The sequence below is a fragment of the Vibrio japonicus genome, from assembly GCF_024582835.1.
In the GTDB taxonomy this organism is placed as follows: Bacteria; Pseudomonadota; Gammaproteobacteria; order Enterobacterales; family Vibrionaceae; genus Vibrio; species Vibrio japonicus.
On the sequence record NZ_CP102096.1, the window covers coordinates 515,594 to 535,208 of the forward strand.

The 19,615-nt window shown below is 45.2% G+C and carries 17 protein-coding genes and 1 other annotated feature; of the genes, 9 read left to right on the top strand and 8 right to left on the bottom strand.

All coding sequences use genetic code 11. From position 1 onward, the window contains the following. Nucleotides 1-214: 214 nt before the first annotated feature. Both NP165_RS02500 and NP165_RS02505 read left to right on the top strand, forming a co-directional pair. Nucleotides 215-613: a DUF3293 domain-containing protein gene (locus tag NP165_RS02500; protein ID WP_257084767.1), complete on the top strand. Its 399-nt coding sequence runs from the start codon at nucleotides 215-217 to the stop codon at nucleotides 611-613. 23 nt (nucleotides 614-636) lie between these two features. After that, a complete protein-coding gene (locus tag NP165_RS02505; RefSeq protein ID WP_257084768.1) occupies nucleotides 637-1,122 on the top strand; it encodes a putative 4-hydroxy-4-methyl-2-oxoglutarate aldolase in 486 nt (161 codons plus the stop codon). Here the strand turns inward: NP165_RS02505 and NP165_RS02510 are convergent. Beyond that, nucleotides 1,119-1,580, bottom strand: coding sequence for a hypothetical protein (locus NP165_RS02510; RefSeq protein WP_257084769.1), 462 nt, complete (start codon nucleotides 1,578-1,580; stop codon nucleotides 1,119-1,121). The genes NP165_RS02505 and NP165_RS02510 overlap by 4 nt on opposite strands. A 270-nt stretch (nucleotides 1,581-1,850) precedes the next feature. Continuing rightward, nucleotides 1,851-1,971: a sequence feature (Thr leader region), on the top strand. 29 nt (nucleotides 1,972-2,000) lie between these two features. Here NP165_RS02510 and thrA point away from each other — a divergent pair. The 3 genes from thrA to thrC are packed head-to-tail and all read left to right on the top strand — an operon-like array spanning nucleotide 2,001 to nucleotide 6,714. Next, nucleotides 2,001-4,460 (top strand): bifunctional aspartate kinase/homoserine dehydrogenase I, encoded by a 2,460-nt coding sequence (gene thrA / locus NP165_RS02515; protein WP_257084770.1) that lies wholly within the window; start codon nucleotides 2,001-2,003, stop codon nucleotides 4,458-4,460. A 17-nt stretch (nucleotides 4,461-4,477) separates the two neighbouring features. Then, entirely contained in the window at nucleotides 4,478-5,434 is a 957-nt protein-coding gene (gene thrB / locus NP165_RS02520; RefSeq protein ID WP_257085530.1) for a homoserine kinase, read from the top strand. Then, the gene (gene thrC / locus NP165_RS02525) at nucleotides 5,431-6,714 is read left to right on the top strand and encodes a threonine synthase (protein ID WP_257084771.1); all 1,284 of its coding nucleotides are present in this window, start codon (nucleotides 5,431-5,433) and stop codon (nucleotides 6,712-6,714) included. The genes thrB and thrC overlap by 4 nt, the downstream gene beginning before the upstream one ends. A gap of 59 nt (nucleotides 6,715-6,773) precedes the next feature. Here the strand turns inward: thrC and NP165_RS02530 are convergent, their stop codons facing one another. From NP165_RS02530 to mtnN, 4 genes are all read right to left on the bottom strand, one after another. Continuing rightward, entirely contained in the window at nucleotides 6,774-7,394 is a 621-nt protein-coding gene (locus NP165_RS02530) for a trimeric intracellular cation channel family protein (protein WP_257084772.1), read from the bottom strand. A gap of 72 nt (nucleotides 7,395-7,466) precedes the next feature. Beyond that, nucleotides 7,467-8,288, bottom strand: a complete 822-nt coding sequence (btuF, locus tag NP165_RS02535; RefSeq protein WP_257084773.1) for a vitamin B12 ABC transporter substrate-binding protein BtuF — start codon at nucleotides 8,286-8,288, stop codon at nucleotides 7,467-7,469. Next, on the bottom strand, nucleotides 8,289-9,242 hold the full coding sequence (locus NP165_RS02540; RefSeq protein WP_257084774.1) for a cobalamin biosynthesis family protein: 954 nt from the start codon (nucleotides 9,240-9,242) through the stop codon (nucleotides 8,289-8,291). Between the two features lie 15 nt (nucleotides 9,243-9,257). Further along, complete coding sequence (gene mtnN / locus NP165_RS02545; protein WP_257084775.1) at nucleotides 9,258-9,953, bottom strand: 5'-methylthioadenosine/S-adenosylhomocysteine nucleosidase; 696 nt, start codon at nucleotides 9,951-9,953, stop codon at nucleotides 9,258-9,260. Nucleotides 9,954-10,138: 185 nt separating this feature from the next. On the opposite strand from mtnN, the gene rpsO reads away from it, so the two are divergent. The 4 genes from rpsO (at nucleotide 10,139) to NP165_RS02565 (ending at nucleotide 15,293) form a co-directional block, all read left to right on the top strand. Continuing rightward, a complete protein-coding gene (gene rpsO / locus NP165_RS02550; protein ID WP_005380094.1) occupies nucleotides 10,139-10,408 on the top strand; it encodes a 30S ribosomal protein S15 in 270 nt (89 codons plus the stop codon). Between the two features lie 293 nt (nucleotides 10,409-10,701). Further along, complete coding sequence (pnp, locus tag NP165_RS02555) at nucleotides 10,702-12,834, top strand: polyribonucleotide nucleotidyltransferase (RefSeq protein WP_257084776.1); 2,133 nt, start codon at nucleotides 10,702-10,704, stop codon at nucleotides 12,832-12,834. Nucleotides 12,835-12,942: 108 nt separating this feature from the next. Next, on the top strand, nucleotides 12,943-13,866 hold the full coding sequence (gene nlpI, locus NP165_RS02560; RefSeq protein WP_257084777.1) for a lipoprotein NlpI: 924 nt from the start codon (nucleotides 12,943-12,945) through the stop codon (nucleotides 13,864-13,866). Nucleotides 13,867-13,955: 89 nt separating this feature from the next. Continuing rightward, complete coding sequence (locus NP165_RS02565; protein WP_257084778.1) at nucleotides 13,956-15,293, top strand: MATE family efflux transporter; 1,338 nt, start codon at nucleotides 13,956-13,958, stop codon at nucleotides 15,291-15,293. Nucleotides 15,294-15,359: 66 nt separating this feature from the next. Here the strand turns inward: NP165_RS02565 and NP165_RS02570 are convergent, their stop codons facing one another. The 3 genes from NP165_RS02570 to NP165_RS02580 form a co-directional block, all read right to left on the bottom strand. After that, nucleotides 15,360-16,238, bottom strand: coding sequence for a U32 family peptidase (locus NP165_RS02570; RefSeq protein WP_257085531.1), 879 nt, complete (start codon nucleotides 16,236-16,238; stop codon nucleotides 15,360-15,362). A gap of 21 nt (nucleotides 16,239-16,259) precedes the next feature. Further along, a complete protein-coding gene (gene ubiU, locus NP165_RS02575) occupies nucleotides 16,260-17,273 on the bottom strand; it encodes a ubiquinone anaerobic biosynthesis protein UbiU (RefSeq protein WP_257084779.1) in 1,014 nt (337 codons plus the stop codon). 115 nt (nucleotides 17,274-17,388) lie between these two features. Next, nucleotides 17,389-19,428 (bottom strand): EAL domain-containing protein, encoded by a 2,040-nt coding sequence (locus NP165_RS02580; RefSeq protein ID WP_257084780.1) that lies wholly within the window; start codon nucleotides 19,426-19,428, stop codon nucleotides 17,389-17,391. Nucleotides 19,429-19,615: the final 187 nt, after the last annotated feature.

Below are 19,615 nucleotides of genomic sequence, written 5' to 3' on the forward strand. Positions count from 1 at the left end.
TCTTTGATCGCCCGCCATCCTTGGATTTTTCTGTATTACCTTGGTGAGGTTCCTATTCCTCAGTAGCTCCATTAGTCTTTTAAGCGGATTCTATAATGTTAACAGCATGCTAACAACGTAGAAGTCTTAATTCCAATCACTTTGTTGATTTATATCAAGAGTTAGAATGTAACAAATATTAATAGTACTAAGGAAATGTAAAACTGTAGCTTATATGAAAATTGATGCTCAACTTTTGGCTGCCTATTCAGATCCTTACTTTCGTTTTAGGCAGAAATGTACACGCGATTCTTTTGCTATTATCACGGCATGGAATCCTTCAAGTAAGCGGTTAGCCACTAATGAGAATAAATTAAAAAATAAAAGGTTACTGCAGGAAATCAACCATAATTACTTTGTGGAAGTACTGGTTGGAGATAAAACATTTTCCTGGGTTGAAGAGAGTTTCGCAGTCGACATTAGTGAATCAGAAGCCATAAATCTAGCGCGTAAATTTGGTCAAAACGCCATTTATTTTGTTGAAGGTACGAGGTTGTATCTCGTTTCGTGCCTAGAAGATAAATCAAAATTAGAGCTTGGAGAGTGGCGCATTCGCAGTAGGTTAAAGGATTAATTAGCAATCTCAAGGAGGAAAAAATGAAAGATATAACCCCAGATATTTGTGATAAACACGAAGATAAGGTCACACTTGTTGAGCTGCCTTTGCTCAATTTTGGTCATAAGAGCGCTTTTTTTGGTGAAATAGTCACAGTTCGCTGCTATCACGATAATTCTAAAGTACGAGAAGTATTAAGTCAGGATGGAACCGGGAAGGTGCTGTTTGTTGACGGTCATGGCTCTTGCCAAAAAGCATTACTGGGTGACCAACTCGCTATTTTAGCGATTGATAACAATTGGGAAGGGGTGATTGTAAACGGTGCAATACGTGATGTTGCGGCAATGGCGGAAATGCAACTCGGCATAAAAGCGCTGGGTACTAACCCATTTAAAACTGAGAAACGCGGCGTTGGCGATGTGAACGTCACGCTCACTATTCATAACCAAATGATTCAGCCTGGCGATTACATCTATGCAGATTGGAATGGTGTATTAATGTCTACCGAAAAGTTGGAATGGATCTAAAAACGAAAACCTAACCCAAATTCCACTTCTTTTTGCCACTCTTGATAGTCAAGGGTGGCATGTAAGTCTAAGTTTTCAGTGAGCCTAACACGGCTAGACACTTCCGCTGACAACGCGGTGTCTTTCTTATTTTCTACAGACTCAGAGTTATACGAATGTAACGTACTGGCTAAAGACAGTCTGGGGGTTAGTTGATAACTCACTCCACTCAGAACGCCAGTCTCATTTGCTTTGGTATTGTTGTTAAAGCGAGCGCCTACGTAGACATCCAGCTTATCGAATACGCTATAAGAATAACCCCCATTGACCTTCCAAGAATTAATATCGGCTTGATCCTGTTCGCTTGAAAGAAAAACACTATGTGGGGAGGAGAGCTGTTGAGAAGGGAGCGTAGGCAGATCGACAGCGTAAACATAACCAGAAAACATCATCGCTGACAGACAAAGAAATCTTCTCATGCACCGCTCCTTATGATTGTCTTGATTGTTTTTTACACTGCAGCGTTAATTAAAGCATAAAACGAATGGGTGAGGATTTTTTATCTGTTAATTCGTGATTTATGCGACTTTCAATTTTTCAATGGTCAAGCATTTGTTTGGTTTATGGGTTGAGTTCGCATATGGATATTCAACTTTTTAAAACTTTTCGTTGACTCCAAGTTAATAAATAGGTTAAACGTATGGGTAAGCAAACACATAATAGTAATAAACACACTCATGCAAAATCACAGCCTCGCAGTAATGACCACAACCATTATTATTACCGACATCGCATTTGTTGGGGCAGGCTGCTAAGCGAAAAAAATTCATAAAAAAGGCCTGTATCCCACAAGATACAGGCCTTTTTTTATACCAATTTACAGATATCTGGAGGAAGGGATGCGAGTTTTAAAATTTGGAGGATCGTCGTTAGCGGATGCCGAGCGCTTTTTAAGAGCGGCCGACATTATTGCTAATAATGCTCAACAGGAAGAAGTAGCGGTGGTACTTTCCGCTCCAGGAAAAACAACCAATAAATTGGTCGCAGTGATTGACGCTGCATTAAGAACAGGTGATGCGGAGCTTCAAATCGCTGAACTGGAAGAGTCGCTTCGTCACTTGTTCCAAGGGATTAAAGAAGTATTACCAGACATCGATGGGACTGGGTACGAGCACCAAGTAAAAACCTCTCTTTCTCAACTTCGCCAGTTTGTTCATGGCATTGATCTTCTGGGAATGTGCCCAGACAATGTGAACGCACGCATCATCAGTAAGGGTGAACGTGTTTCAATTCAATTAATGAAAGCGGTTCTAGAGGCGAAAGGCCAAGCAGCAAGCCTGATAGATCCAGTCCAATATCTGTTTGCTCGTGGTGAGCATCTAGAAGCGATGGTCGATGTGGAAATATCGACTCAAAACTTCCGTCAAAATCCGCTTCCTCAGGGCCATGTCTGCATTATGCCTGGCTTTACTGCAGGAAACGAGAAAGGTGAGTTAGTGACTCTGGGACGTAATGGTTCCGACTACTCAGCCGCTGTGCTCGCTGCTTGTTTGCGTGCAGAGTGCTGTGAAATTTGGACGGATGTGGATGGCGTTTACAACTGCGACCCACGCTTAGTGGACGACGCGCGCTTGCTTAAATCTCTAAGCTACCAGGAAGCGATGGAGCTTTCTTATTTTGGCGCTTCTGTCCTACACCCGAAAACCATCGCACCTATCGCACAGTTCCACATTCCTTGTCTAATCAAAAACAGCTTCAACCCTCAGGGCGCAGGGACTTTAATTGGTCAAGATACAGGTGAAGACAACCTTGCAATAAAAGGCATCACAACACTGAGTGACCTGACAATGGTCAACGTATCCGGACCTGGCATGAAAGGCATGGTCGGTATGGCAAGCCGTGTATTTGGCGCGATGTCGTCTGCAGGCGTGTCGATTGTGCTTATTACTCAGTCTTCTTCCGAATACAGCATCAGCTTCTGTATTGAAGCTCAGGACAAAGCCATTGCGGAAAAGGCGCTCTCTGACGCATTTGAACTTGAACTTAAAGATGGCCTTCTGGAGCCAGTAGAGTTTATGGATGACGTTGCGATCGTTACGCTGGTTGGTGATGGTATGCGTACGTCTCGCGGAGTAGCATCTCAGTTCTTCCTCTCTTTGGCTGAAGTGAATGTAAACATTGTGGCAATTGCTCAAGGCTCATCAGAGCGTGCCATTTCAGCGGTCATTCCTGAAGATAAAATCTCTGAAGCGATCAAAGCGTGCCACGAGAACCTATTCAACTCTAAACACTTCCTTGACGTGTTTGTTGTTGGTGTTGGCGGCGTTGGCGGTGAATTGGTGGATCAAATTGGACGCCAGCAAGCTAAGCTAGCGGAAAAAGGCATCGTCTTGCGTGTGTGTGGTTTAGCAAACAGCAAAGGATTATTGTTAGACAGCCAAGGCTTGCCTCTTGAGCACTGGCGAGACCGCATGAACAGCGCAACGGAAGAATTCAGTTTAGCTCGTTTGATTTCACTGGTGCAGCGTAATCACATCATCAACCCTGTCTTGGTGGACTGCACATCGAGTGAAGTGATTGCAAACCAATACGCGGATTTCTTAGCCGCTGGATTCCACGTGGTAACGCCAAACAAGAAAGCGAATACAGCAAGTATGGCGTACTACCATCAGCTACGAGAAGTTGCACGTGGCTCTCGCCGTAAACTTATGTATGAAACAACGGTAGGTGCTGGCTTACCTGTTATTGAGAACTTGCAAAACCTAATCTCAGCAGGTGATGAGCTGGAACGCTTTAGCGGTATTTTGTCAGGTTCTTTGTCATACATCTTCGGTAAGCTAGATGAAGGCATGACGTTAAGCCAAGCGACTAATATTGCGAAAGACAATGGCTTCACGGAACCCGATCCTCGTGACGACCTATCAGGCATGGATGTGGCTCGTAAGTTGCTGATCCTTGCGCGCGAAGCTGGTATGAACTTAGAGCTTGAAGATGTCGTTGTAGACCAAGCGCTACCACCGGGTTTTGATGATTCAGGCAGCATTGAAGAATTTATGGACCGCTTACCAGAAGCGGATGCCTACTTCCAAGAGCTTGTAGCACAAGCCGCTGAAGAGGGAAAAGTGCTTCGTTATGTGGGGGAAATTGTTGACGGCCAATGCCGCGTAAGTATCGCTGCTGTAGACGACAATGACCCAATGTTTAAGATTAAAGATGGCGAAAACGCATTAGCATTCTACAGCCGATACTACCAACCAATTCCACTGGTGCTGCGTGGATACGGTGCAGGTACTGAAGTCACAGCGGCGGGTGTTTTCTCGGACGTTATGCGTACATTAGGCTGGAAATTAGGGGTATAAACAGAATGAGTAGTGGTATGGATGTGGTGGTTTATGCCCCAGCGTCAATTGGAAATGTGAGTGTCGGTTTTGATGTGTTGGGGGCGGCTGTGTCCCCGATTGATGGCACCTTACTAGGCGATCGCGTCTTGGTGAAGTCAGGCAGTGCTGCGTTTGCTCTTAAAACGGCAGGCAGTTTTGTCTCTAAACTACCGGACAACCCAAAAGAAAATATTGTTTATGACTGCTGGTTGGTGTTTGCGCGAGAGTTAGACAAAAAAGGCGTGGATCTTTTACCTGTAGAAATGACACTTGAAAAAAACATGCCAATTGGTTCGGGATTGGGCTCAAGCGCATGTTCTATTGTGGCGGCGCTCGACGCACTAAACCGTTTTCATGGCCAGCCTTTGAATGAAACTGAGCTTCTTGCGTTAATGGGCGAAATGGAAGGTAAGATTTCCGGTGGTGTTCATTACGATAACGTTGCACCATGCTATCTTGGTGGCCTCCAATTAATGCTGGAAGAGTTGGGAATCATTAGCCAAGAAGTACCGTGTTTTGATGATTGGTACTGGGTAATGGCCTATCCGGGCATCAAAGTTTCTACGGCTGAAGCACGTGAGATACTACCATCTCAATATCGCCGACAAGATGTGATAGCGCATGGCCGTCATTTAGCCGGCTTTGTTCACGCGTGCCACTCTGGTCAACCGGAGTTAGCGGCAAAAATGATCAAAGACGTGATCGCGGAACCATATCGTGAGAAACTGCTTCCTGGCTTTGCTGAGGCTCGTAAATATGCAGCGACAGCAGGCGCGTTAGCAACAGGTATCTCAGGTAGTGGTCCTACGCTATTTAGCATTTGCAAAGAAAAAGATGTCGCTGAGCGAGTTGCTCGCTGGTTAGAAGAAAATTACGTACAAAATGAAGAAGGATTTGTCCACGTTTGTCGATTAGATAAACAGGGCTCGATCGTTACAGGAAGTGAGCTATGAAGCTTTACAACATAAAAGAAAATGAAGAACAAGTTTCCTTTGGCCAAGCCGTTCGCCAAGGATTAGGTCGTAACCAAGGCCTATTTTTTCCATCGGAATTGCCTAAGTTTGATGATATCGATTCGCTACTAGCAGAAGACTTTGTCTCTCGTAGCACAAAAATTTTATCAGCGTTGATTGGTGATGAACTCGCTGAAGAAAAAGTAAACTCAATGGTGGATGCTGCGTTCCAATTTCCAGCACCAATCAAGAAAGTGAAAGATGGCGTTTATGCACTGGAGCTATTCCACGGCCCAACATTAGCGTTCAAAGATTTTGGTGGCCGCTTTATGGCGCAATCTTTAGCTGCGGTATCTAATGGCGGTAAGATCACTATTTTGACGGCGACATCCGGTGATACAGGTGCAGCTGTTGCACACGCTTTCTACGGTATGGAAGACATCAACGTAGTGATCCTATACCCGAAAGGGAAGATCAGCCCACTGCAAGAAAAGCTGTTCTGCACGCTAGGTAAGAATATTCACACTGTTGCAATTGATGGTGACTTTGACGCGTGTCAGGCGCTGGTAAAACAAGCATTTGATGATGCTGAGCTACGTGAAGAAATCGGCCTTAACTCAGCAAACTCTATCAACATCAGCCGTTTGATGGCGCAGATCTGTTACTACTTCGAAGCTGCGTCTCAAATGAGTAAAGCTGAGCGTGAAAACTTGGTTATTTCGGTTCCAAGTGGCAACTTTGGTAACTTAACCGCTGGTTTACTGGCTAAAGCGTTAGGTCTTCCGATTAAGCGCTTCATTGCTGCGACGAATGCCAATGATACGGTTCCACGATACCTAGAAACGGGTAAATGGGATCCAAAACCGACGGTCGCGACAACGTCAAATGCGATGGATGTCAGCCAACCAAACAACTGGCCACGTATTGAAGAGCTTTGCCGCGTGAAAGAGTGGGGCCTAGAAACGTTAGGTAAAGGTGCAGTAACAGACGCTCAGAGCGCGGAATCTGTAAAGGCACTCTATGACCAGGGCTACCTGTGTGAACCACATGGTGCGATTGCTTACCGTGTACTCGAAGAGCAGCTGCAAGAAGGTGAGACAGGCTTATTCCTATGTACCGCTCATCCAGCGAAGTTCAAAGAAGTGGTTGATGAGATTTTAGAATCTGACATTGAACTTCCTGCACCATTGGCGAAACACGCTGTGATGGAATTGCTTTCTGAAGATTTGGACAATGACTTCGACGCGTTAAAAGTCGTATTACGCCGCGTTCAGAAATAAATGGTTCCTCGTATTAAAAAAGGTCGCTTATGCGACCTTTTTTTGATTGGTACTACTGTCTATCGATTGATAGCAAAGGTAGGTAAGGACCAGTGCCAGCGTATTGCACCCAAACGAATGAATAGGGTGGCAAAAACGCCTGCTAAAAAGGCTGTGTTGCTATCATGTCCCATTGCGAGTGCTGTGGTCTGGAAGACTCCACCGACAATACAAGCGGTCGCGTACACTTCACCTCTTAGCACCATGGGTATCTCTCTCGCAAGTACATCTCGGATGATACCGCCGCCGCAGCCAGTGATGACCCCCATAATGATGGCGACAAGCGCAGAGTCCTGATAAGACATCGCTTTATCAACCCCGATACCAACAAAAGCGGCAAGGCCAATGGCATCACAGACTGGCAGAATCCACCATGGTAGACGCTTTGGACGTCTGATGATGATCATAGTCGCAAGGCAGGTGAGCAGTATCACCCAAAGATAATTGGTGTCTGTTATCCAAAAGACAGGTGTGGCACCTAATGCCATATCGCGGATTGTTCCTCCACCAATAGCCGTTACGCTACCTAAAACGGCAACGCCAAACGGGTCCATTTTTAGCCTGCCCGCTAGCAGAACACCAGAAATAGCAAAAATTGCAGTCCCAAAAAGGTCGATGCTATAGAGAAGCATTGATTCCATGCAGCTAAAATCTCATACAGAAAATAGAAGAAAAACACTAAAACGAAGTGTACGGGCTAATGTACTCAATCGTTAACGCTTTTGTCTAACTGTTTCTAAATGGTTACATACTTGTTCTATGGCAAAAAGGGTTCTTGGAGTGGGGCGATTTAGCCAGTCTGAATTGAGTTGCCAAATGTAGCCGTTACTGACTGCCGGCAGATCCTGTTGCCACTGCTGCCACATATTGCCATTTTTAATCGCATGTTCGGAGGTGAAAATCACTTCAGGCTGTTTGACGAGCACTTGTTCGGCACTGACCTGAGGGTAAGGTGCTGAACTATCGCGAAAGACATTGACTCCGCCACAAAAGCGGAATATTTCGCTTGGCCAGTTATTTTGTGCAACGGTGATAATAGGTTGCTCACTGAGTTGGTAAAAATAGCTGACAGGTTGCGTTGTGTGATATCGCTGTTTAAGCGTCTTGAGTTCGTCTCTATAGCGTTTAGCGGCATTTTTCCCAATGCTTGGATCTTCCGCGTACTGGCTTAATTGCTCGATATTGGTCGCAATATCATCCAAGGTACTCGAACTCGAGTAGTAAATGCTAAAGCCGAACTGTTTGAGCTTCTCGATTTCTCTTTCAGGGTTTCCTGATGGCCAAGCAAGAACCAGATCCGGCTGAAGGGCGATGATACGTTCTATTTTTATGCCTTGGTAGTTCGCAACTTTTTCTATGTTGGCGGCTTCTAACGGAAAATCACTGTGCTCACTAACGGCAACAAGCTTATCGCCTAAACCGGCTGCAAATGCAATTTCTGTGGCGTGCGGAGCCAGGCTAACAATACGTTCGGCAGGTTTAGATACCGCAGACGTTGATAGCGTGACCGCGAGGAGGCAAAACAGTTTTTTCATCTAAATTCCTTGGTGGATAGCTGCCATAAGAGCGCTTTGAACAAAAATCCAAGCAAATAAGCGCCACGCGAGTAACTTTTGAACCTGAGCAATATGCAAAGCAGAAGGAGCGATACGACCACCGAGTTTTGATCTTACCGCTTTTTTCCCTTCATAAATCGCGGGGCCACCTAGAGAAAGCTCGAGTTTTGCCCCCACCGCAACCAATAGCCAGGATGGGCCGGGCAACGGCCAGGATTTAGCTTGCTGTTTGATAAGTAAGAGCGCAGCGTTAGTTTTGTTACCGATGGCAATCATCAATGCAAATATCCGTAACGGGATGAAATCCAAAGCCGCGACAACGCGGGTGACAGGCAAGCCAAAGGGAGAGAATCTCTCACGAGAAGGTGACCATGCTCGTGCCAGTTCAACAGTCATGCGGTAGGTAAACGCGGCGATACCACCACCAAGCGCATACCAAAATAAGACGCCGACTACATTTCTTCCGTAAGACATGACAAGGGTTTCTGCCCCCGCTTTGCCAAGGCCAAGTGTAGAGAGCGGGTCGGTTGAACGGTTTACGAGAGGTTTGAGTAACAGCTTAGCTTGCTGCTTATCTTCACGCGCGAGTGCTGCAATAAACTGAGAAGTAAATTTGTCTGTATTACGCCAATCAATCGCAAGAATCAGGAAGGCAAGTTCAAACAATGGTGGTTGCCATACCAAAGGCTTTAAAGCGACAAGCACTGCCAGTAATGGTAGTACCATGAGTAAAAAAGCGAGCGTTCCTGATATCAGGCTCTGCGAGTAAGTAGCATTGGTGTTTACTTTGTCTGCCAATTGCTTAGCAAACTTCTGCCACAATATGGCAGGATGTGCTTCACGTGGGAAAGGAAGTAAAAAGTGACAGAGCAGCGCACCCCATAAGACAAGGAGTGCGCCGTTTGAGTAGAGTTGATTGAACAGATCTTCCATGATTTGTTGTTCGGCTTACTTCAGCAGTTCAACCATTTTGAAGACCATCTCAGACGAGCTTTTCGCTGCAAGCGGTAAGAACTCTTCAAAGCTCATTGGTGACTCTTTGTCTGCCACATCAGAGATAGCGCGTACGACAACGAATGGCACATTGAATTGGTGACAAGTCTGCGCGATAGCAGAAGCTTCCATTTCTACTGCAATAACCGATGGGAAGTGAGTACGAATAAACGCTTGGCGTTCTGCTGTACATACAAATGCATCGCCAGTACAGATTAGTCCGCGTACCGCGTGTTTATCATCCATTTTCTCTAGCGCTTGTTCAGCAATGTTCATCAGTTTTTCGTCTGCTAGGAATGCTGCTGGTTGCTGCGCCATTTGTCCCATTTCGTAACCAAATGCCGTTACATCGGCGTCGTGATGACGAACTTCAGTAGAAATGACCACATCGCCAAGAGTTAAGCTTGAATCGAAGCCGCCTGCAGAGCCTGTATTGATAACAACATCTGGCTGGTATTCATCAAGCAAGATAGTCGTACCGATTGCCGCCGCGACTTTACCGATACCTGATTGAAGCAGAACGACATCTACACCGTTTAGTTGGCCAGAGAAGAAAGTGCAGCCTGCTTTAGTGACTGTCTGACAGTTTTCAATAGCTTGTTTAAGGATGGAAACTTCTTGTTCCATTGCTCCAATGATGCCGATTTTCATAGTGAATCCTGTATGTTCAATTAGGTATTTCGTTTAGGTCGCTAAGTGTACCAGAAATCAGCTAAGTTCCTAGAAATTACCTGTTGCCTAACCTAGGTAGTTCCCATATAATTCGCGCTTCGCGTAGCGGCTGAATCAGAGATTGGCTGCTACAACTTTAAACTTACTCTTATTAGGAGAGAATTATGTCTCTGAATGCAGAAACTAAAGCAGCAATCGTTGCAGAATACGCACAAGGCGAAGGCGACACTGGTTCACCAGAAGTTCAAGTAGCTCTACTTACAGCTTCTATCAACCACCTACAAGGTCACTTCAAAGCACACAAAGGCGATCACCACAGCCGTCGTGGTCTTCTACGTATGGTTTCTCGTCGTCGTAAGCTTCTAGATTACCTAAAAGGTAAAAATCTAGCTCGCTACCAAGACCTAATCAAGCGTCTAGGCCTACGTCGCTAATCAGCGACTGCATAGCAGTTTGTCGAAAAAGGGGCGTTAAGCCCCTTTTTTGTTGGCTAAATTTAGCCAAACGCCTTTCTTCCCGTTATACTACGCACGGCTAAATCCCAAACATTGGGATTTTCATAAAAAGCTCATAGCATTACAGTCAACCTCGTCGACCAAAAGGTCGCGGCTATTCAAAAGAAATTTACGTGAGTTTCTTTTCACTAGTCGCGATTCGTAATGCCTTGAGTGTCAATTTACACACTCTAAGCCCCCAGTTTTGGTGTGCTTAGAAACAAGGAATAACAATGTTCGAAAAACCAGTTGTTAAAACGTTCCAGTACGGTAACCACACGGTTACTCTAGAAACTGGCGTTATCGCACGTCAAGCTACAGCAGCAGTAATGGTTACTATGGACGATACAGCAGTATTCGTTTCTGTAGTTGGTAAAAAAGAAGCTGTACCGGGTCAAGATTTCTTCCCACTAACAGTAAACTACCAAGAGCGTACTTACGCTGCAGGTAAGATCCCTGGTGGTTTCTTCAAACGTGAAGGTCGTCCATCTGAAGGCGAAACGCTAACAGCTCGCCTAATCGACCGTCCAATCCGTCCACTATTCCCGGACGCGTTTAAAAATGAAGTTCAAGTTATCGCAACTGTAGTATCTGTAAACCCAGATGTTCAGCCAGATATCCCAACAATGATTGGTACGTCTGCAGCGCTTGCTATCTCTGGTATCCCGTTCAACGGTCCTATCGGTGCAGCACGTGTTGGTCACATCGACGGTCAACTTGTTCTTAACCCAAGCCAAACTGAACTAGAAGCATCTAAGCTTGACCTAGTGGTTGCGGGTACAGAGTCAGCGGTTCTAATGGTTGAATCTGAAGCTGACAACCTAACAGAAGAAGAAATGCTAGCGGCGGTTGTATACGGCCACGATCAACAGCAAGTCGTTATTTCTGCTATCAACGAGTTCAAAGCTGAAGTTGCGACTCCAGCTTGGGAATGGGAAGCACCAGCAGTAAACGCGGAACTTAAAGCGAAAATCGCTGAGCTAGCAGAAGCACGCCTAACAGAAGCGTACCAAATCACTGAAAAGATGGCTCGTTACGAGCAAGTAGGTGCTATTAAGTCTGACGTTGTTGCTGCGATTCTTGCAGAAGACGAAGAGCAAGACGAGCAAGAAATCAAGAAGATGCTTGGTTCTCTAGAGAAGAACGTTGTACGTAGCCGCATCATCGCGGGTAACCCACGTATCGACGGTCGTGAGAAAGACATGGTTCGTGCGCTAGACGTACGTACAGGTGTTCTTCCACGTACTCACGGTTCTTCACTATTCACTCGTGGTGAAACTCAGGCTCTTGTGACTGCAACTCTAGGTACTCAACGTGATGCTCAAATCATCGACGAGCTAACAGGTGAGCGTAAAGATCACTTCCTACTACACTACAACTTCCCTCCATACTGTGTGGGCGAGACTGGCTTTGTAGGTTCTCCTAAGCGTCGTGAAATCGGCCACGGTAAACTAGCGAAGCGTGGTATTGCAGCGGTAATGCCATCTCCAGAAGAGTTCCCATACACTGTACGTGTTGTATCAGAAATCACTGAATCTAACGGTTCATCTTCAATGGCTTCTGTATGTGGTACGTCTCTAGCACTTATGGATGCTGGTGTGCCAATCAAGTCTTCTGTTGCGGGTATCGCGATGGGTCTTGTGAAAGAAGGCGATGATTTCGTTGTTCTTTCTGACATCCTTGGTGACGAAGACCACCTTGGTGACATGGATTTTAAAGTAGCAGGTACTAACACAGGTATTACTGCACTTCAAATGGACATCAAGATCGAAGGTATCACTAAAGAGATCATGCAAATTGCGCTTAACCAAGCTCAAGGTGCACGTAAGCACATCCTATCTGTAATGGATGAAGCTATCTCTGGTGCTCGTGAAGATATCTCTGAGTTTGCTCCGCGTATTCACACAATGAAGATCAGCGCTGAGAAGATCAAAGACGTTATCGGTAAAGGTGGTGCAGTTATCCGTGCTCTAACTGAAGAGACAGGTACAACTATCGAAATCGAAGACGACGGCACAATCAAGATTGCTGCAACAGAAGGTGCTGCTGCGAAAGAAGCGATTCGCCGTATCGAAGAGATCACTGCTGAAGTTGAAGTAGGCCGTATCTACACTGGTAAAGTGGCTCGTCTAGCGGACTTTGGTGCTTTCGTTACTATTCTTCCTGGTAAAGATGGTCTGGTTCACATCTCTCAAATCGCTGACAAGCGCGTAGAGAAAGTGTCTGACTACCTAGCTGAAGGTCAGGAAGTTCAAGTTAAAGTGCTTGAAATCGACCGTCAAGGCCGTGTTCGTCTAAGCATGAAAGAAGCAGTTGAGAAGACTGAAGAAGCAGCAGACGACAAACCAGCAGCAGATGCGGAATAACGCAGAGTAGCCTAATGGGCAAAAAGCATGCTATAAAGAGGGGGCGTTACGCTCCCTTTTTTTATGCGGATGATGCTAAGATCAACTTAGCAACAGGAGTACCGAATTGTGAAATGGTTAAAAACTTCGACGCTTAGTCTAGTAGCTCTATTGACGACAGCTGGCTGTGCTTCCAATGCAAATGAAAATGCAGAATGGTTATATCCACCTATGGCAGTACCTCTGCAAGCCAGTGTTCAGCAAGAAGTGCAGATAGCACGTTTAAGTCAGCTATTGCTGCGGCCAGATCTTTCAAATGAGGTCCGAGCTAAGATGTATTATGAGCGAGGCAGTTATTACGACAGTGTAGGACTGCGTGATCTAGCTCGTTTGGATTACAAACAATCTTTAGCGATTAATCCGTTACAACCCCATCTTTTTAACTTGCTAGGTATGCATTTCACTCAGGTTGGTGACTTCGATGCTGCCTACGATGCTTTTGGTTCGACACTCGAATTGGATCCAGCGAACTCTTATGCTGAAAGAAACCGTGCTGTTGCTCTGTACTACGGTGATAGACTTAATTTGGCGATGGAAGATATCCAAAAGCACTATGATGAAGATCCTTCCGATCCTTTCCGTGCATTGTGGATGTACCTGATCAAATTAGAATTGGATCCAGAACAAGCGAAACAGGAGTTACTGGCTAGTTATCAAGACCGAACAGACGAGTGGGGCTGGGTATTAGTGGCTATCACTCTGGGTGAAATGTCTGAAGAGCAGGCGTTTAACGTGATTCTTCAATCCACACCTGACAATACCTTGTTGGCTCAACGCCTAACAGAAGCTTATTTCTATCTTGGTAAGCGCTACCAAAGCCAAGGTGATTACGCCAGTGCTGTTTCTCTGTATAAATTGGCCATCTCTTTCAACGTCTATGAATACGTCGAGCATCGCTATTCGTTTTTGGAGCTGACTCGAATTTACAATCAAGTTCGAGAAGAGCGGATTGCTAAGGTAAAAGAAGCCGAAAAGCACGCATCTGCAAATTAGGTACTCTCTCTTTATCAATCAAACCACCGTCATCTGCGGTGGTTTTTTATTGCTTAATAAAGAAACTTAGCTAGCTTTTGGTGAAAGAAATGAAAACATCTATTTATAAGCAGTTTTGGCGATATACCATTCCGACAGTTGCCGCCATGCTGGTTAACGGTTTATATCAAGTCGTTGACGGTATATTTATCGGGCGATATGTCGGTGCCGATGGGCTTGCTGGCATTAATGTCGCTTGGCCAGTGATCGGAACGATCCTTGGCATTGGTATGCTGGTGGGTGTTGGTACTGGCGCGCTTACTTCGATTCGCCAAGGTGAAAAAGACACTCTTGGCGCGAAACAGGTGTTGATGATGGGTCTTATGCTGCTGCTTTTAATCACGCCGATCGCCGCGGTGACTTTATGGTTGTTCGCTGAGAATTTCTTGCTGTGGCAAGGCGCGGAAGGGCGCGTATTTGACTTAGGCTTGCAATACCTCAACATTTTGATCGGAGCATGTGTGTTTACACTGGGCTCGATTGCGATGCCATTTCTGCTGCGTAACGATGAAAGCCCGAAGTTAGCTACCATGCTGATGATGGTTGGTGCAGTGATCAATATCGTACTCGACTATGTGTTTATCGCTTGGTTGGATTGGGAGTTGACGGGCGCAGCGATTGCCACGGCGATTGCTCAGATGACGGTGACCGCGCTTGGTCTTATGTATTTCTTCTCTCCAAGTGCCAATTTGCGTTTGAAAGTCACAGAGTTTGAATTTCGCTTTACTGCGATTCCGAAGATTTTCACCATCGGCGTCTCGAGCTTTTTTATGTACGCCTATGGATCAGTTATGGTAGCGCTGCATAACGGATTGTTTGCCGAATACGGCGATCAACTGATGATCGGTGCTTATGCTATTTTGGGTTATATCGTTACAGTTTATTACCTCGCCGCGGAGGGGATAGCCAACGGCATGCAACCGTTGGCGAGTTACAACCACGGCGTGAAAAATGTTCAAAATATTAAAAAGTTGCTCAAAGTGGCAATGTCATCGTCGATATTGCTTGGATTGGTGTTTATCGGATTGTTGAATCTCTTTCCGTACCAATTTGTCTCTGTGTTCAACTCGGAAAGTGATGAGCTTATTGGTTATACGGTGACAGGCATTCAATTACATCTATTTGCTTTGGCGTTGGATGGATTCTTGGTTGTGACTGCTGCTTACTATCAATCGATAAATCGCGGCAGCAAAGCAATGTTTGTTACTATGGGCAACATGTTTATCCAACTGCCGTTTTTGTACATCATGCCGAAACTTTATGGCGTCACGGGGATTTGGCTGGCCTATCCATTGTCCAATATCGCTCTGAGTGTTGTTGTCGCCATCATGCTATTTAAAGATGTTCGACGTTATCAAACACAATATTTAGGTCATGCTGTTGCTTAGCAAGATCGTATGACAAAAAGGGCTCATTGAGCCCTTTTTGTTGTTTGGGTTCAGATACTTTTGACTTCAGATATTTTTAGCTTCTAAGCCTGCTAATTGATGCCAATAGCCGTTGCACTGGCGGCTGGTGATGGGTTCTGGATGCATGCCTGATTCGTTTGCGCGAAACTTATCTAATTCCGAGAAGGTTTCAACGCCTAAAGGGCTCAGTCGAACGACATCAACCAGACCTTTCATGCTTGGTAAGTCATTGATTAGGTTATAGCAGTAACCAGATTGAGTCTGAATGCCGTTCAGATTGAACACCTCTTGCCCCTCTTGACTGCTTACCTGAATTCCAGTGGGGTATTTGATACAACAAGTCTCGCAGTCGTCTTTAGCTTTGTTTTCTGCGCGAGCGGTAAAACAGCGCGCAGAATAGGCCAGTGGAAGGTATCCATGGCTAAAGACTTCAACCTCAAATTGGTTTTTGATTCCGAGAACATCACATTGTGTCAGTACGTTGGACAGCCAATCTCTGGACAGCTCGACTGGCATACACCAGCGAATCATTCCTTGTTTCAGAAATAAATTCAAAGTGTGTGCATTGTAAGCATTCACTGCAGGCCCAACGACAAACGGGACATTTTTAGCTGCTGCCAGCTGAATTGCCGAGACGTCATTGGCTTCAATCGCAAAATCGCCGTTATCGATGTATTTTTTCATCACGTTGACTTCGCTCGGTGCTTCAAGCAAAGCCATAGTTGAAAGTACTACTTGTTTACCCGCAGCGCTGAGCTCTTTCGCTATCTCAAACCAGTGTGTCGGTTTCATTTCTCGGCGCTTTGAACACACGCTTTCTCCGAGGTAGATGATATCCGAAGCACTATTTATGGCTTGTTGATAAAACGCCTCTACATCTTGTTTTGGCCAAAAGTAGAGAAGTGGCCCCAGCGCGTATTTCATGTTGTTTTCCATTGCTATCCTCTACTGCCATTTGCGGTGGTACGCACCTAATGTGGTTTGGGTGCCTTCTGATACGTTTGCTAATGTTGCGTCCCAAGCTGCCTCAACTTGATAAGCCTCTGGAGCTGCCTGATAACGATCAATGGCTGCTCGCCAAGTACGAGTTACTTGCTCGACATAGGCAGGGCTGCGCTGACGTCCTTCAATTTTGACCGATGCAATATTGGCTGCAAAAAGATCAGGCAGCATGGACAGCGTGTTTAGGCTGGTTGGCTCTTCTAGCGCATGGTAGCGTTTTTTTTCGCCATCCAGCTCAGTAACAAAGCGCCCTTTGCACAAGGTAGGGTATCCGGCATTTTCACCTGCACTGTAGCGGTCGATGAGAATATCGTTAAGGCGAGATTCTAAGCCTTGTTTTGTCTCCTGCCAGCGTACGTATTTCGCGGGTGAACAGGCTCCCACTGTATTGGGTGACTCTCCGGTCATATAAGAGGAGAGGTAGCAACGCCCCTCTGACATAATACACAGACTACCGAACGCAAAGACTTCCAGTTCAACATCGTCAGTGATATTGCGAGATAACTGCTTAACCTGATGAATAGAAAGCACGCGGGGCAGGACGACGCGTTTAATGTTGAAATTGTTTTTGTAGAAATCAATGGCAGGGACGTTGGTAGCGGATGCTTGAACCGACAAGTGAAGCTCTAAATTTGGATGTTTGCGTGCAGCGTAATCGAGTATAGCTATGTCTGCGACGATCAAAGCATCCACACCGTTGTCAGCCGCACGATCTACCGCGTCAGTCCAGCGATCAAAACCGTTTGGGTGAGCGAACGTATTGAGGGCCACATGTATTTTCTTTTTGCGGTCATGAGTGTATTGAACCGCTTTTTCTAACTTCTTACCGGTGAAATTTAAACCGGCAAAATGGCGTGCATTGGTATCGTCTTTAAATCCGATGTAGACCGCATCAGCACCGCAATCAACGGCGGTTTTTAAGGCAGGCAAGTTTCCTGCTGGGCATAGGAGTTCCATGGCTTTCTACCAGACTATGTCTTCAAAGTGCTCAGCATTTTATGAAGATATATGAATGGCGAACTTGATATAAGGCAGGTTTGAGTGACTTTCTAAGTGAAATACTCACTTAGGATTAGTTTTTGTGGCGACGGTTTTGCGCGAAGAGTTCTTCGACTTCTTGCTTAGGTTGAGGGCGATAGAAATGGAATCCCTGAATGGAATTACAGTTTAGATTTGAAAGCAGCGTTGCTTGTTGTTGCGTTTCAACCCCTTCTGCTACGACCGTTAAATTTAACGATTTCCCCAAATTGATAATATTTTCAATGACCGTGACTTGTTTAGGCAATGTTTCGAGTTCGTTAATGAAAGCACGGTCAATTTTGAGTTCATCGATAGGAAAACGAGCAAGATAAGAGAGTGACGAGTACCCCGTACCGAAGTCATCAATCGATAAAGCAAATCCCAGCTTTTTAATCGAGTTGAGCATTTGAAGCGTATGGGCGCTATCACTCATAACAGCGCTCTCTGTTAACTCAAACGTAATGCAACTTGGGTCTAACTCTGTGGTTCTCAGCAGCTTTTCCATGTAGTCGATAAGCTTCGGATTGCCAAATTGTTCTGGAGACAGGTTAATTGCCACTCGCCCAGGTAAAATGCCTTGCTGTTTCCAACGCTTAACCGTGTTAAAAACTTCCCGCATTACCACACGGCCCAAGTGCTCAATTAAGCCTGCACGCTCAGCAACAGGAATAAAGGCTCCAGGGCTAATGTAGCCTTCTACTGGGTGCTTCCAACGAATCAGGGCCTCTGCACCGTTGATACTAAAATCGCGGGCATTGACTTTAGGCTGATACCAGACTTCTAAACCATTTTGCTGAAGCGCCTTTTGCAGTTCGATTTCGAGCCACAGACGCATACGAGCTTCTTTGTTCATTTGATCATTGAACTTAATCAGACGATTTCGCCCACGGTCTTTTGCTTCGTACATTGCCGTATCAGCGTTTTGCAGCAATATCCTCGCATCGTTACCATCCCCAGGATAAGCGACACTACCAATAGAGCAGGCGAGACGTTTGCTAAAATGATGTAGATCGAATGGCTGGTTGATCAGAGAAATAATACGTTCGGATAGCATCTCAGCCATTCGATTGTTCTCTGGTTCAGGAAGGATAACACCAAACTCATCTCCTCCTAAATGCCCTAAAACCGACTGAGGCGGTAGAAGACGTTTAAGACGAGAAGCGACTTCTTTGATGACTTTATCACCGATATGATGGCCTAATGAATCATTAATGTTCTTAAAGTTATCAATATCCAAATATAAGAGAATAAGAGGGATTTCATTTCTGATTAGCTGCTCTAAACGTTTAGTAAATCCGGCTCGGTTGTACAGCCCGGTTAGGGGATCGATATTCGCATCGTCATGGACTTTGCCCGAAAGTCGCTTTGGTGCTGCTTCTGCATCTTGGATTAGGACTAATTGAGAGTTATGACCAAATAACGTGGTGTTATCTGCATTGAGTTGAACTCGCCTTTCAAACCCACAACGTGGCCCTGTAGTGCAAATTAACGGTGCTTCACCCAAAGAGGAGCTAAGGGACTTTGAAAAAACCGTTTGTGTTTTTTCATCCACAAAGAGCCTAGATAGGCTTTCACCTAAAAGCTCCTGAATAGAGTCAAAGCCAAGTAGGCGGATAGCCGCAGGGTTTGCAGAAATAATGCAGTCATCCTCTACCAACAGTAGCCCGTCAGGAAGTAAGTTAGTCAGAGTTAAAAACTTACCTTCAGACTCTTCCAAAGAACGCGTAAGAATACTTTTCTCAGAGGTATCGATGGCGTGAAAAATAATGTGTTGTTTATCTTCGTCTTGTTCTAAAGGGGATAAACTGAAATGAATGCTGGTTTCTAAATCAATGCTATCGAGTGTGATTTCTGCTTCGATGACTTCGCCGTTTAAAGCACGGTCATAGTATGGCTTCAAGTGGTTGTAGAATTGCTCACCAAGGATCTGAGAGTCGTTCATACCAACGAGTTTTTCAGGAGAAAGGCCAGAAATATGGCAATAACGTCCATTGGCCAAAGCATAGGAATGTTGGCTGTCAAGAACAGCAAAAAAAAACGGGCTATTGGCCGTCATTTTTGTAAACCAGTGCTGAAGTTGAGGCAGTAGCATCAAGGTGTTACCAATTCCCTAAAAGAAAAAGAGTGATAATTTTGATTAAGGTACTAATCAAAATAATATAACGCTCATCAATGAGATATTAAAGGCTTAGTTACGGAATGCGGATTCTTTGATAAATAACAGGTATCCAAGAGTTCACATCCACTAACATGATGAGTTATGTAATTAACAAAATAAC

Excerpts from the sequence above, each read along its gene's own strand:
- NP165_RS02565 (WP_257084778.1), top strand. The coding sequence starts at position 13,956 with ATGAAAACATCTATTTATAAGCAGTTTTGGCGATATACCATTCCGACA.
- mtnN (WP_257084775.1), bottom strand. The coding sequence starts at position 9,953 with ATGAAAATCGGCATCATTGGAGCAATGGAACAAGAAGTTTCCATCCTT.
- thrB (WP_257085530.1), top strand. The coding sequence starts at position 4,478 with ATGGATGTGGTGGTTTATGCCCCAGCGTCAATTGGAAATGTGAGTGTC.
- NP165_RS02540 (WP_257084774.1), bottom strand. The coding sequence starts at position 9,242 with ATGGAAGATCTGTTCAATCAACTCTACTCAAACGGCGCACTCCTTGTC.
- NP165_RS02530 (WP_257084772.1), bottom strand. The coding sequence starts at position 7,394 with ATGGAATCAATGCTTCTCTATAGCATCGACCTTTTTGGGACTGCAATT.
- thrC (WP_257084771.1), top strand. The coding sequence starts at position 5,431 with ATGAAGCTTTACAACATAAAAGAAAATGAAGAACAAGTTTCCTTTGGC.
- NP165_RS02500 (WP_257084767.1), top strand. The coding sequence starts at position 215 with ATGAAAATTGATGCTCAACTTTTGGCTGCCTATTCAGATCCTTACTTT.
- NP165_RS02570 (WP_257085531.1), bottom strand. The coding sequence starts at position 16,238 with ATGAAATACGCGCTGGGGCCACTTCTCTACTTTTGGCCAAAACAAGAT.
- NP165_RS02510 (WP_257084769.1), bottom strand. The coding sequence starts at position 1,580 with ATGAGAAGATTTCTTTGTCTGTCAGCGATGATGTTTTCTGGTTATGTT.
- rpsO (WP_005380094.1), top strand. The coding sequence starts at position 10,139 with ATGTCTCTGAATGCAGAAACTAAAGCAGCAATCGTTGCAGAATACGCA.
- pnp (WP_257084776.1), top strand. The coding sequence starts at position 10,702 with ATGTTCGAAAAACCAGTTGTTAAAACGTTCCAGTACGGTAACCACACG.
- ubiU (WP_257084779.1), bottom strand. The coding sequence starts at position 17,273 with ATGGAACTCCTATGCCCAGCAGGAAACTTGCCTGCCTTAAAAACCGCC.
- thrA (WP_257084770.1), top strand. The coding sequence starts at position 2,001 with ATGCGAGTTTTAAAATTTGGAGGATCGTCGTTAGCGGATGCCGAGCGC.
- NP165_RS02580 (WP_257084780.1), bottom strand. The coding sequence starts at position 19,428 with ATGCTACTGCCTCAACTTCAGCACTGGTTTACAAAAATGACGGCCAAT.
- NP165_RS02505 (WP_257084768.1), top strand. The coding sequence starts at position 637 with ATGAAAGATATAACCCCAGATATTTGTGATAAACACGAAGATAAGGTC.
- btuF (WP_257084773.1), bottom strand. The coding sequence starts at position 8,288 with ATGAAAAAACTGTTTTGCCTCCTCGCGGTCACGCTATCAACGTCTGCG.